Consider the following 13,753-nt stretch of genomic DNA (forward strand, 5'->3'; position numbering starts at 1 on the left):
ATACATTATCTTAAACATCGACTGTTAGGTTCTGAAAGCGACTTGATGTTAGGGTTGAGGCTTGAACTCCAGTTAAAATGGCCAGTATTTTCTGACTGCTACTTTCAAAAATAAACGTATTGTTCAGGATTTGAGTTATAGATAGCTGAGAGTATGTTAAACCGCCTATCAAACCAATGGTGTCATACTCTTGAAAATCATTAATGGTATCAATACCCCCGTTAGAAGACACAACAAAGACATCATTGCCTTGTCCTCCTGTCAGGTAATCGTTACCTTCTCCTCCCCATAAAAAGTCACTTCCATCATTACCCCAAATCATATCATTGCCAGCATCGCCGTATAGCTTGTCGTCTCCTTCACCACCAAAAATGCGATCGGCACCATTTCCACCTCTAATAGTATCGTTGTTCTCACCGAGAATATCTACTATAGGTGTGATTTCGTCACCAAATACAGTATCTTCACCTTCACCAGCATCAATTGTGTCAGAACCCAATTTGCCGATAACTATATCATTACTCGACAATCCAAATATCTCATCGCTGCCATTAGTTCCTATTAAGGTATCTGGACTTGCATCATTAGCCGCAATTGTGAGAGTCGTTGTGTTGATTGTGCCAGCAACTGCTCCTTGAATAGTGCCAAAGTTAAACACTATTGTTTCATCATTCTCTGGTAAGTTATCAGCTTTGATGGTAATACTTAGTTGTTGTGTTAATCCCGTACCTGTGACTCCAGGATTGAAACTGAGGGTTGTGGGAGCAAAGAAATAATCGCTCCCTGATGTGGCGGTGCTCGTTAAACTAATGGTTATAGGAACAGTTACAGTTGTGGATGGAAGGCTATCTAGGGTAACGGGAATGGTCACTGTAGTATCGCTATTACCTTCTACTTTGTTATATTGAGCTGCACCAAAACTCACTTTAGGAGGATAGGGGTTAACTTCAAATGCACCAATGTCAACTGTACCGTCAATAATTCGCGGATTCCCTCGTTGATCTAGTGTTAGTGCATTTGTATTATCACCTTTATTAATAGCCGGACTCCCTGGAAGTAGAGCATGAGTTGGGGTAAAACCACCATTATCCGCTAGAGGTGCAAGCAGAGGATTTGTATTTTGTAAATCACCCGTGGATGTAAAACCTGCGTCTGTACCGCTTTCTATGTTATGTCCAAAGGATATAATCTTGCCATCTCCTGGTGAAGCGAAATTCTGTTCGCCGTCATCATTTTTATTTCCCGCTAAGATGGAATTCTTGATATTTACGGTCAAAGTGATGAGATCGATACCACCCCCACCAGCATTTGAAAAGTTGTTGTAAATAGTGGTGTTGGAGATGTTGACAGTACCAGTGGCTATAACATCCCCGATCGCACCTCCACCAAACTTAGCGGTATTACCACTGATAGTACTGTTAGCAATGCTAAAGCCAGTAGCTGCACCAATACCTCCACCCACAATTTGGGCAGTATTCCCGTTAATAGTGCTGTTAGTTACAGTTAATGTACCTTTGTTGTAGATACCGCCCCCTGTTTGAGTTGCTTGATTGCCACTGATGATGCTATTTGCGATCGCTAATGTGCCTTCGTTATAGATACCACCACCAAATTCGCTACTTCCATTAGTAAGAGTCAACCCTTCAATATTGACTGTTTGACCGTTCTTAATGGTGAAGATACTGTAATTTCCACCTGAGTTGCGGCGAATTGTTAAATTTTTCGCTCCTGTAAAGTTAATAATATTGACGCTATCAGTCAAGTTGGGGAGCGCTGAAGCTAAGTTAACAACCGAAGCTGTAGGTAAACTAAACAAAATATCCTGAGTTCCAGGAGTGCTGTTGGAATTGAGAATAGCTTGTCGTAAAGAACCGACACCACTGTCATTCGTGTTAGTGACAACAAACTGACTGAGCACTTCACCATACGCTTCCATGGCTTGAGATGAAAAGGCTAGTGATGCTTCAATCAACCCAGTCGCAACTTCTAAATTCCAATCACCTCCCAAAGTGGAGTTTCCCGTTAAATCATCTGATGCGGTAACATCGGTACCTGTTAACTGGCTGAGTTGTTGTATAAAAGTTTTTCCCTCATCCCCAAAAGCCACATCGCAACCATAAACTACAAGATCGGTACCATCGCTTAAAGCCTTTTTCCAATGCTGCAAATCTTTTTCATAAGATTTTAGAGTCTTGCTGTTGAGTAGCGTGGAACCCAGTTGCAACCCACCTTTTATACCGTGAGAAACTAAATGAATTGATTTAATGAGACCGCCTTGCTGAAGAAAGGAATTTGTTTCCAAGAACTCACCGATCTGTGTAACCCCATCTTTGGTGAAGTCTAGAATAACGACTTGATGATCTGGTTTAACACTAGCAATTAAGCTTTGACTGTTAAGAACGGTCGGATCTATAAACACAAGATTTAATTCTTGAATGTGATAGCTCTGTTGTGTCATGATTGCGTTTTTGTAATAAAACAATATATTATTTATTTTTTTGCGATCTATCACAATTTATGATGCGTACCAGTTAATAGCTAGCGTGTCGATACTGAAAAAGCATCAAGATTAGACGAAGTTTGACTTCGCCCTCAACTTCCATACGTGCAAGAGGAGTAGTAAATCGTCGATCTTCTACCTTTGCAAGAGGTTAAAAAACTTTATTAAAGAATGTTAATTTTTCAAAGAATAACTATAAGAATACTTACTTCCTCACAACTTCCTCACAATTATCGCCTAACTTTTAAATTAGAGCGGGAAATTGTTGCAATTTATACTCGCTTATCAACTGTGAAGAAAAAGGTTGGTAATGAGGATGCTGCAAGTGAAAAAGCCTTTTTGGTATGAAATAACAGACAATATTTATTCTGGCGATCGAGGTTCTGGTAGAAAATCTATGTTCACTCTAAAAAAAGAGTAGTTCTACGCTTGTTATTTACAAAAACAAGAGATAAAAACTGAGGCGCAAAGCCTGAAAGACAAGCTTTGTGACAATTGCGCCTTGGGATGAGACCAGGTCAATAATTTCTCAGTTTTGCTAACTTATCTTAAAAGTACGAACGCTAGCTTGTAACTGCTGGGAAATTTCTACTGTCTTTTGTAAAGATGAAGAAACTTGACGAGAGGAATTGCTAGTCATTTCGGAGACTTTAGCAATCTCTTGCATCAAATCCGAGACCTCGTTAGAAGTTTGTACCTGAGAAACTGTAGCCGTAGATATGGAAGATACCAATCGATCGATTTGGCGACAGACATCTAAAATATGGTTCAAACTTTGTTTGGTGTTTTGAACCAGACGAGTCCCTTCAACAACCTGTGTTGTTCCTAACTCCATAGCTCTGACAACTTGATTGGTTTCACGCTGGATATTAGCTACGATTTCTTCTATTTCGGAAGTCGCAGCACTACTTTGCGCCGCTAATACAGCAACTTCTTCAGCAATGACAGCAAAACCCTGAGCATCTTCCCCTGCACGGTTTGCTTCAATACCAGTGTTAATAGCTAGCAAGTTGGTTTGCATAGCTATTTGGTTGATTAATCCCACTACGCGAGAGATTTGTTGTGAAGACTCACCCAGTCTTTTAACTTTTTTGGCAGTTTCTCCTACAGTTTCTCGCAAGGACATAATATTTTCTACTGTCAAATCCATTGCTGTACCGCTAGTTTCAGCAGCATGATAGGCGGTTCGAGCAACTTCTGCAGCTTGTTTGGCGCTTTTTGATACGGCTGTAATAGAGAACCTCATTTGGTCAATAGCATCTAGGGTATGACCAATTTCTTGGGTTTGTTTGAGGGATTGCGTTGCTAATTGATTCATAGCTCCGGAGTTGTCTGCGATCGCAGCATTCACTTCAGTAGCAGCCACTTTCACTTGAATGACAATTTCTCGCAAGTTCTCCAATATAGAGTTAAAAAAGTCAGCGACAGTACCAATTTCTCCAGAGGTAACGTCAGCACGTACAGTCAAATCGCCTCCAGACGCAGCTTCTACATCGTCTATAAGTTTTAGCAATTGTAGTTGCAGCTTTTCTTTTTGTTGGCGTTGTTCTATAGAAACTTGTTCTGCTGCCAAACGGCCTTTTTCTGCTTGCTCTAAAAGATTGGTTCTCTCTAAGGCTAAACCCACGATTCTTGCAAATTGCTCAAACAAATCTACTTCAGATTGCTGCCACAAACGCGGTTGAGAACATTGATGGGCAATTAGCAAACCCAACAATTTGTCACCCAGTAAAATTGGGGCTACTAAATTGGCTTTCACCTCAAATGCTTCAAGTTGCTGAATGTAACATTTAGAGAGATCTGCTTGATAAATATTACTAATTGCCACAACACGACCTTGTCGGTACTTTTCGACATAATCTTTCAAACAAGGGTCGTGAATTTCTGCCCCAAAAGAGCAAGACCAAGTACCAGCTATTGATTCTGCAATAACGCTTCCTTGAAAATTTTCATTTATTTTGTAGATAATAGTTCGATCTACTTTTAAAGCTTTTCGGATATTTTGAACGGCAAAATTATATGTTTCTTGTGAGTTATGAGTTTTAGAGAGGTGAATGGCAAGGTCTTTTAATGTTTGTGTCACCTCTAACAAACTCACTCGTTCTAAAGTCAATCCAACTTGAATTGCCAACTGCCTTAAAAAATTTACTTCATAGGCTTGCCACACGTGAGGTTCTTTACAGTGATGGGCAATTAAAAATCCAAAAAGTTGATTATCTTTGATAATTGGCGTGACTAGATTCGCTTTAACCTGCAATCTATTTAATAACTTGAGATGTTCTGGAGAGAAGCCAGCTTCCCAAACATTATGAGTAGCCAATACGCGACCTTTTCTGTAAGCTTCTATAATTTCTCTATCGATACAGCCATCTTCAATTGTCTCTTGCAAAGCAATAGGAAAACCGAAATCAACTGATTCAGCTATAACTTTTCCACTGCATTCAGCATTAAATTGATAAATCACAACTCTGTCTGCTTTGAGAGCAATCCTTGCCTCTTTAACTGTTAAGTTGAATAATTCCTCAGAATCTAATGCCTGACGAATTGAAAGCAAAGTATTTGTCAGTGTTTTCAACCGTTCGGCTTCTGCAGTTTGTTCTTGTAGTAGGTGTTGCAATTGCTCTGCCATTTGATTAATGTTAGAACCCAAGATGGCAAGTTCATCTTCACCTTCTACAAGAATTCTTGTCTCAAGGTTGCCCTGTCCTAATTTCTTGACAGCTGTAGTTGCTGTTAGAATAGGGTATATGAGACGGTTAGCAAAAATTGCTGAAATTCCACCCACAATTAATGCTGTTACTAAGGTTCCAATCTGTAAGACTAGTAATAAATCTCTTTGTGCAGCTAGCGCTATTTCTGTATTTGCACTTAAAACTAGTTTCCATTTCAAATCTGGCAACCTTTCTACTTTTTGCCAAGGAACATAACTTATAAGTTCTTTAACATTCTTTTCTTTGTTAAAGACTAGTGCTGTTGTTACTTGTTCCCTAGAAGAAACTTGCTCCCAGTTAGGAATTCTGTCTCCTGCATTTTTTCCTAAATCAATTCCCTCACTGCACAAGAAAATTGTACCAGAACTATCTATTAAATTATAATCATCTTGACTGATTTGGGATTTAAATACAACAGCTTCTAAAGATTTTAGAGGTATAATGGCTCGGATAACATAAAGAATTTCACCTGTATTATTTTTGATAGGTAACGCTAGATAAATTTTTGCTGCTCCTGGATTTTTTAGGTCTAAAGACTGGCTAATATAAGGCGATCGCGTTTTGAAGGTAGTTTGAAAATATTCTTCATTTTTTTGGTTGGGAATGAATTGCCCTTTTGAGGCTGCAATCGCATTTCCATTAATATCCAATATAGCAATACTTTCATAACTTTTTTCAATGTCTAAATAGTCATTTAGCTTAATTTCTATCTGGTTGCGGTTAATTCCTTCGTTAAATTGACCATTTGACAGAGGTATGAGCTTGGAGATAATTTGAAGATCTTCATAACGTCCCAGCATAAATGTATTGACGCTATCTGCTAGCAACCTAGCTTTATCTTGCTTGTTATCGGATACCTCTCTTGTTGTTGATTGGTTGACCATTTGGTAGGTCAGCATTCCCACAACGAACACTGGCAAAGTACCGATCGCAAAAGCAAAAGCAATTGCTTTTGTTCGCAAACTTGTACGCTGAAACCAATTTATCAAATGGTTTGGGTGCAAATACCTCCTGTTGGTCTGCATATTATTCTTTTCCTCTGAAGATCCGACCAATTTCGGCTTTTGTTCCTCAAGATTCTTTGCTGTAATATTTTTGTGAGAATCAACCATCTTAACCATGTAGCAATCCTTAAAAGTAATATGACTGGATGAGGAAAAATCGAGATTGTTACTGGTAGATGCTACTTGTTAATGACTGTAAAGATATTGCTAAATCTACAATTTTTTGAAGAAGTCGAGGGTTTGACTAACTTTTTGGCTATAAGGTAGGTGCGTTTAAAGTTGTCATATAGAATTATCTTTATCTAGAAGGTATAGTTACTAAATACCTGGGTGATAGTTCTTGGGGTTCATAGTGTCATTGGTCAATAAATCTATATTTGAGCTTTCCCCACCTGTCTCAAATGGAACCTTGAGGCGGTGTTATTTATGTTTTTTGTAAAGAAATTGCGATCGACAGATAAGCGTTGATTGTGAACAAAAACGATCTTAATTGGTTCGGGCAAATCTCTTCACTTAAGAAAATACAGAACGATTGTTCTGCATCAATTTAAAGATACACAAAGAATATGAGGGAATTCTGAGGGTGGAACTTTAATAACAGGTGTTCTAAATCCACTTAAGTATGTTACCGATCTCCGATGACAGCTTTAAAGGGTCAAATGGTTTAGCAATAACTCCTGCAACCCCTAACTTGGTAAATCTCTCTATGTCAACCTTCTGAGCTTTAGCAGTCAGCAAGATAATGGGAATTGTTTGAGTCGCTCGAAGACTTTGTAATTTTTCAAAAAGTGCCAATCCGTCTATATCTGGCATCATCACGTCTAGTAGGATAGCATCAGGCTGTTGGGTTTCAGCTTTTCTCAATCCCTCCACACCAGATAGAGCTGTCAGAACTTGCCAGCCTCCTATCTTTTCCAAGCTAGCTGCAATTACAGTACACAGGTTTTTTTCGTCATCAATAATTAAAATCTGTTTCGCTGACATAGAATATTACCTTAATTCTGGGAAAGTTTAGGAACAGTGAAATAAAAAACGCTACCTTTTCCTAAAACACTTTCTGCCCAAATTTTACCACCGTGTTGCTGTATGATACCGCGACAAATAGCTAAGCCCAAACCTGTTCCACCCTTTTGGCGTGAGTCACTAGCATCAACTTGTTGAAAGCGTCCAAAAATGGCTTCTAGCTTATCTAGGGGAATACCCCTCCCCCAATCTTGAACTTTAAACAAAACGCAATCGGGTAAGTCTTCAGCACTCAAAATAACCTGACTGTTTGGAGGGGAAAATTTAATTGCATTACTAACTAAATTGATCAAAGTTTGAAGAATTTGGTCTGGATCGGCCCATATTTCTATAGAAGTAGGTAAGCTAGAAAGCGTAATGTTGTTTTCTACTGCTAAAGATTGCAAGGTTTCTACAGACTGTTGCATAAGTGCGCCAGCGTCACACTGCTGTTTGACTAAAATAACTTTGTTAGATTCCAGGCGTTCTAAATCTAGTATGTCATTAACTAACCTAACTAAGCGTTCTGTATCGCTAGTGGCAATGGCTAGCATTTGTTGGGCAATTTCTGGTTGGTTGTTGAAAACTCCAGCCGCAAGAAGCCCTAAAGAACCGCGAATGGATGCAAGAGGAGTACGAAGCTCGTGGCTGACAATTGAGATAAACTCATTTTTTATTTTTTCAATTGCCCGAGCTTCTGTAATATCTTCTACTGTACCAACATGACCTATAAGTTCGCCTAACTCCGAAATTATTGGAACGGACTTCATGTGGCAAAATCGTATCGTTCCATCTCGATGAAGAGCGCGAAACTTACAGGAAAATTCCCGCGACCCCGCTATTGTTTTCTTCCACTCAGCGATGATATCTATGTCTTCAGGATGAATAAACTCTATCCAGCCATGACCCAAACCCTCCTCTAATGTAAAACCGCCAATTGCCTGACAGCAAGGGTTGGAGTAAATATTTTTTCCTTGTGGATCGGTTTTGAAAATACCTACAGGTGCAAACTCGCAGAGAGAACGAAATAAATTTTCACTACGCCGTAAGGCAATTTCTACGCGTTGGCGTTCGTCAAGTTCTGCTTGTAGTTGTTGATAGAGTTGTTGTAAAGTTGCTTGAGAAGTTTCTAGCTCGTAAGTTCTTTGTTGAACTCGCATATCTAATTCTTCATTCAGTTGCTGAAGGCTGACTTTTGCTTGTTTGAGATCGCTAATATCCTGTGCAATCCCCACCAAGTACTGAATTTTGCCAAACTCATCCTTAATTGTGTACCCCCGATCTCGAATCCAACGTATCCTTCCATTAGGAAGGACGATCCGATACTCTCGATCCATGTCTCCTTCAAAAATTTTGTTATAAAAAACCGCTCTTATAGACTCGCGTTCTTCAGGATGAATGCTCTCTACCCATTCTTGATGATTGGTATACAAGCTTTCGCTCTGGCGTTCCCAAATTTTTTCGTATGCGGGACTAACATATAAGACTTGCGAATGTGTTGCATTTGCAATCCAAAAAACATCTTCAATATTTTCTGCAAAGTAATGAAACCTCTCCTCACTTTCTTTCAAAGCAAGTTCTGCTAGCTTTCGCTCGGTAATCTCCATAACGGTTCCCAACATTCGCACTGCTTGAGCTTTATCGTTATAGAGACATTTGCCCTTTGATTCCATCCAATGAACACTACCGTCTGACCAAATTACGCGAAATTCTTCATGAAAATCATGCCCCAAACTACATGCTTGATGGGAAGCTAAAGTTAATTTTTCTAGATCGTCTGGATGAATGCAATCCATAACAGCGTTGTAAGTTCCTAGAAAAGTGCCTGGTGACAAACCAAACAGTCGTTCGTGACCGATTGACCAAATAACACGATTAGTCAGCAAATCCCAGTCCCAGAGACCCATATTAGCTGCTTCTAAAGCTAGGATAAGTTGTTGATTAATTTTCTCTAATTCCTTACAATTACACATAAGTTATTTATTTATCATTGCTTCGTTCTAAACGATTAAAAATACGGGTCATAAATTCATGTTCTATAATTGGTTTTTGGATGTAATCGTCTCCTCCCACTGCATAAAGTTGATGGACTATTTTGGCATTTGAATGTACGGAAAGAAATAATACGGGTAACCAATTCCAACGGTTATCATTACGCACTGCTTGACATAGTTCAATACCATTGAAACACGGCATTTCAATATCCAAAATAAGTAGATCGGGACTTGTCGCTTCTAATATTTGCCAAAATTTTTCTGGGAATTGTAGGGTAGTGACTTGCAGTTTCCAAGGCAATAGCAATGTTTTGATGCGATAAAGTATTAAGGGATCGTCGTCTACAACCATAACTTTTCCTTTGCTAACAGGAGCTTGATTCACAACTTCTGTAATTTTGGAAAGCACTTCATCGACTGGTGTCTGTTTGTCTAAAAAAGTATATGCTCCGAGGCGTGCAACTTCTACACGATAATGCAGTTGATTTAATGCGGTAAAAACGATCGCGGGAAGCTCGGGTTTCTCTTCCATAAGTTGCGCCAAAAAGTTTAAGCCATTTTCTCGCTCGGTACCGAGGGCAATATCTAGGAGAACAACATTGGGAGGACGTGAAGCAATGATACTTTTTGCCATGCTGATATTTGTTGCTACCTCAACCTGCAAGTTGTGAGTGACTGCTTCTTGTTTAATACGTTCGGTGAGGACAGTATCATAGTCAACAATAAGTAATCTTGTTGATGGTAACTGACGAACCAGAGGTGCGCTCGGGATATATGGCTTTTGCTGTAAGGTTTCTTTTAGCCATATTGTTAATTTTTCAAATCTATTTAATAATAATGCTGTATGTTGTCTCCAATTTGCTAAAGTTTGCAATAAAAACTCCGCTTCTCGAGCAGCTTTAGAACCCATTGGTAAACCGTAATTTCCAAAAGAGCTTGCTAGCTCGTGAGCTTCAGCCTGTGCTTGTTGCAGTAATTGATTATCTGGTATGCCAACAGATAAATGCTTGAGTACTTTCTCAAACAATTGCAATCGTTCTGCTAAACCTAGTTGTAAATCTTCCTGTGTTTCCGATATCTTAGTTAAGGCTTCTACTCTAACGTCTTGAGTTTTTGCTGAAGGAAGATGGTGGGCTCTTATGACCGTTTTGATTTGATTTTGCTGTATGGCGGTATTATTAGTGGCAAAAATCGTTTTAACGAGAGAGCTATTCTTACCTTCTTCATCATCCAAACGCTCTTGTAAGATTTTTTTTAACTTGATTGTTAATTTTTCCAATCGATTTAAGAGTAATGCTGCATTTTCCTTCCAAGTTATAAGTGTTTGTAATAGAAATTCGAGTTCTCCAGCTACTTTTGAACCTAAAGGCAAACCGTAACTTCCCAACGAACCAGTCAAACGATGAGCTTCTGCTTGTGCTTGTTGAAGCAAGTGAATGTCTGAATTTCCAGTTGATAAATTGTTCAGTGCTAGTTCAAATAAATCAAACCGTTCTCTAAGAAAACTCTCTCGAAAATCTTCCCAAGCCGTTTTCACGACTGCTAAGACTTCTGCTTCAACACTAGAGGAAGATGAGCAAGATAGGGGCGACAAGAGAGAAGAATTTTCTTCCTTATCCGCTTTTTCTATTGTTTTTCTATTTTCTTCTCTTAAACGATACCCTGCTCCATAGACTGTTTCAATTAAATCTGCTGTCATTCCTGCGGCTTTTAGTTTTTGTCGCAACCCTTTGATTTGGGTTGTAACAGCCTCTTCTCCAGGAGATTCTGAGGATGACCAAATACGATTGAGTAATTCATTCCGACTGAATATTTTGCCTGGATTGCGTAAAAAAAGCTCTAGCAAACCATATTCTTTGGGTGTGAGGTGCAAGCGCTTTTTCTCATAGGAGACTTCTTTGGTATTTACGTCCATCTGTAAATTTTCCCAAGCAAACACCGTTGGCAAAATTTCTCTTCCCCGCCGCAGTAAAGCTCGAACTCGCGCAATTAATTCTGATAATTCACAGGGTTTGACGACATATTCATCTGCTCCCGCTTCTAATCCCCTAACGCGATCGCTTGTACTGTCTTTAGCAGTTATTATCATAATAGGCACTTGAAAGCCTTCCTGTCGAAGTTGGCTGCAAACGCTAATTCCATCCAACCCAGGAAGCATCACATCCAATAAAATAAGGTCATACTCAAACGCTCTTACCAATTCAAGGGCTGTCTGACCATTTTGTACTATCTCAGTTTGGTAGTTATACCTTTCTAATGCTTTTGATAAAAACAAAGCATTGTGCTCATTATCTTCTACCAATAGAATCTTCACGAGTACCTCACGCAAGTGGAAAAACTATTTAGCTTAAAAAAACGTATTTTTGGCGAGAGTGTTTGGTTTCCATCAAGATACTCTCAACAATACGTAGAAATCTTATTAAAAAAATCGTTTTTATTTTTTATAATGAAAACGCGTGAAGCTTAACCTCCATATGAATGAGGAAGAGAAAGATTTTTTTCTGTTATAAGGATATATATACTGAAATCCAGAGGTAACTGTCTTGGACAAGGGAGTCGATCCATATTTTTGACTGCGTTAATCGTATTGTTTTGTACGTTCACCCTGGATAACTAGAGATAGCAAAGTTTTTTCTTAACAAATTGCTTAAAATTAGATCTTAGCTTGTTACTAGACACTTTTTCTAGAATAATACAAATTTTCAGCCTATTTCAACAGAATTTTTCTAAAATTTATTCAAAGCGGTCATAATACAATATATAAAATCTTGCCAGAGGGCGAAAGTCGGGTTAAAAATAACGTTGCTCAACTAGATAGAAATTTTATGTTTTCCCCTAATATAGCTCAGGATCGACAAACTACTATTCAAGGTATCTACGAAGTCTGTATTGGCATTCAAGAACCGATTTCTGCCATTCAGTATTGGGAGCAATTTGGCTATCGTGTTGGTCAACAAGGGGAATTACCAGCAGAACGGGCTTACCAACTTTATGGTGTCAACTCAAGCTTGCGCTCAGTTCGCCTGTATCATCAAAACACAGATCACGGGTTGATCCGTCTTATGATTTGGCAAAACCCCACAAATGAAGGATTGAAGATGGGGTCAATGAAAGTTAAGGGAAATCGTTGGGCTACTACCCTAACTGCTGATGTACTTAATATTTTAAATCATATAGAGGATGCAAAAGCAGCAGGTTGGCCTATTTGGTACACCTACCCTCGTTGGGAAATCATTTACAACAAAGAGAGAAAAAGCCGTCCTTTTATTGAACCTGCTATTGGTGTGCGAGAAATGCTGATGCTGCAACCTCTCATGCGGCAGGTTTTATTTGAGAGGTTTGGTTACACCGTACCAAATTATGGAGCGATTAACGAAAGTTCCGCTTTGAAAACCAGCCAATTTACCCACATGGGTCTGGTGATTCAAGACGATACTAAAGAAACTTTAAAATTTTACGATGAGGTTTTGGGTCTGCTGCGAGTACGTGATGATGTGGAGACCAGTTATGAATCTTCCTTAGCAGGACGAGAAATTTTTGACCTCCAACCAAAGGAGAAGTTTTACGTCACAGCTTTTGACGATCCCCGTTCTTCAACAACAGACTTGTCTGCTGCTCGTTCTGGTAGACTTTACATCATTCGCTTTCCCGATTCTGTTACATTAGATTCCCGGTTTGAATTTGCACAACCAGGGTCTTTGGGAATGTGTTTGTATACTTATCAAGTCAAAGGGCTCGATGCGTACTGCGATCGCATTAAAGCAAGCCCAGTACAAAAATATACAACTATAGTTGCCAATGAGTTTGAGGAAATGAGTTTTTCCTTTGTTTCGCCAGATGGATACTTTTGGACATTGTTAGAATCCTCATAAAATTGTTACAAAGGTTAAACAAAGTTATTAATTTGAAATCCGGGAATTCTCACAATGCCCAGTTATCAACCTAAAAAATACTGGCTAGCCCTGGTGTTGCTTGGTATTGCGTCTGCAACCCTATTTGTGTTTGCAACAACAGCTTTTAGTATTTACATTTATGGCAATCCCAAGGGTGCTATTAAAGCCGATGCAGCAATAGTCTTGGGAGCAGCAGTTTGGGGAGAACAACCATCTCCAGTGTTTCGCGAAAGAATTAATCACGCCATCAATCTTTATAAGAGAGGAACTGTTCGTACCATTATCTTTACTGGAGGAGTTGGTGCGGAAAAAGCACTTGCTGAAGCGATCGTTGGTAAACACTATGCGGTAGAAAGGGGAGTCAAAGAAGCCGATATTCTTATTGAAACTGAATCTCACACAACCCATCAAAACTTGAAAAATGCTCGAGAAGTCGCTTCCAAGAAGAAATTGAGAAAATTTTTGATTGTCAGTGACCCCTTGCATCTCAAACGAGCAGTGCTAATGGCGCAAGATATGGGAATGGAAGCACATCCATCCCCCACACCCACTACCCGCTATCGCAGTTTCAAAAGCCAATTTGAGTTTTTGATGCGGGAGACGTACTTTTACTTTGTCTACCTTGTGTTGAAATTTTGACCGATTACGC

At 39.2% G+C, this 13,753-nt stretch carries 7 protein-coding genes; 2 read left to right on the forward strand and 5 right to left on the reverse strand.

Translation table 11 applies throughout. The features are described from left to right. Positions 1–10 precede the first annotated feature (10 nt). The 5 genes from HC643_RS03885 to HC643_RS41190 form a co-directional block, all read right to left on the reverse strand. On the reverse strand, positions 11–2,458 hold the full coding sequence (locus HC643_RS03885; protein ID WP_038075501.1) for a DUF4347 domain-containing protein: 2,448 nt from the start codon (positions 2,456–2,458) through the stop codon (positions 11–13). Positions 2,459–3,038: 580 nt separating this feature from the next. Then, positions 3,039–6,236 carry a GAF domain-containing protein gene (locus HC643_RS03895; RefSeq protein WP_038075658.1) on the reverse strand — a complete coding sequence of 1,066 codons (3,198 nt, stop codon included), beginning with the start codon at positions 6,234–6,236 and terminating at the stop codon, positions 3,039–3,041. 585 nt (positions 6,237–6,821) lie between these two features. Further along, positions 6,822–7,199, reverse strand: a complete 378-nt coding sequence (locus HC643_RS03900; RefSeq protein ID WP_038075498.1) for a response regulator — start codon at positions 7,197–7,199, stop codon at positions 6,822–6,824. Between the two features lie 11 nt (positions 7,200–7,210). After that, on the reverse strand, positions 7,211–9,190 hold the full coding sequence (locus tag HC643_RS03905) for a PAS domain-containing protein (RefSeq protein ID WP_167844618.1): 1,980 nt from the start codon (positions 9,188–9,190) through the stop codon (positions 7,211–7,213). A gap of 7 nt (positions 9,191–9,197) precedes the next feature. Then, positions 9,198–11,525 carry a response regulator gene (locus HC643_RS41190; protein WP_237265827.1) on the reverse strand — a complete coding sequence of 776 codons (2,328 nt, stop codon included), beginning with the start codon at positions 11,523–11,525 and terminating at the stop codon, positions 9,198–9,200. Between the two features lie 511 nt (positions 11,526–12,036). Between HC643_RS41190 and HC643_RS03920 the strand changes: the two genes are divergently transcribed. Together HC643_RS03920 and HC643_RS03925 are read left to right on the forward strand one after the other, a co-directional pair. Beyond that, positions 12,037–13,083, forward strand: a complete 1,047-nt coding sequence (locus HC643_RS03920; RefSeq protein WP_408019931.1) for a VOC family protein — start codon at positions 12,037–12,039, stop codon at positions 13,081–13,083. 54 nt (positions 13,084–13,137) lie between these two features. Beyond that, positions 13,138–13,743, forward strand: a complete 606-nt coding sequence (locus HC643_RS03925) for a YdcF family protein (protein ID WP_038075496.1) — start codon at positions 13,138–13,140, stop codon at positions 13,741–13,743. Positions 13,744–13,753 lie beyond the last annotated feature (10 nt).

The organism is Tolypothrix bouteillei VB521301, assembly GCF_000760695.4.
Lineage (GTDB): Bacteria > Cyanobacteriota > Cyanobacteriia > Cyanobacteriales > Nostocaceae > Scytonema > Scytonema bouteillei_A.

Excerpts from the sequence above, each read along its gene's own strand:
- HC643_RS03885 (WP_038075501.1), bottom strand. The coding sequence starts at position 2,458 with ATGACACAACAGAGCTATCACATTCAAGAATTAAATCTTGTGTTTATA.
- HC643_RS03925 (WP_038075496.1), top strand. The coding sequence starts at position 13,138 with ATGCCCAGTTATCAACCTAAAAAATACTGGCTAGCCCTGGTGTTGCTT.
- HC643_RS03900 (WP_038075498.1), bottom strand. The coding sequence starts at position 7,199 with ATGTCAGCGAAACAGATTTTAATTATTGATGACGAAAAAAACCTGTGT.
- HC643_RS03895 (WP_038075658.1), bottom strand. The coding sequence starts at position 6,236 with ATGCAGACCAACAGGAGGTATTTGCACCCAAACCATTTGATAAATTGG.
- HC643_RS03920 (WP_408019931.1), top strand. The coding sequence starts at position 12,037 with ATGTTTTCCCCTAATATAGCTCAGGATCGACAAACTACTATTCAAGGT.
- HC643_RS03905 (WP_167844618.1), bottom strand. The coding sequence starts at position 9,190 with ATGTGTAATTGTAAGGAATTAGAGAAAATTAATCAACAACTTATCCTA.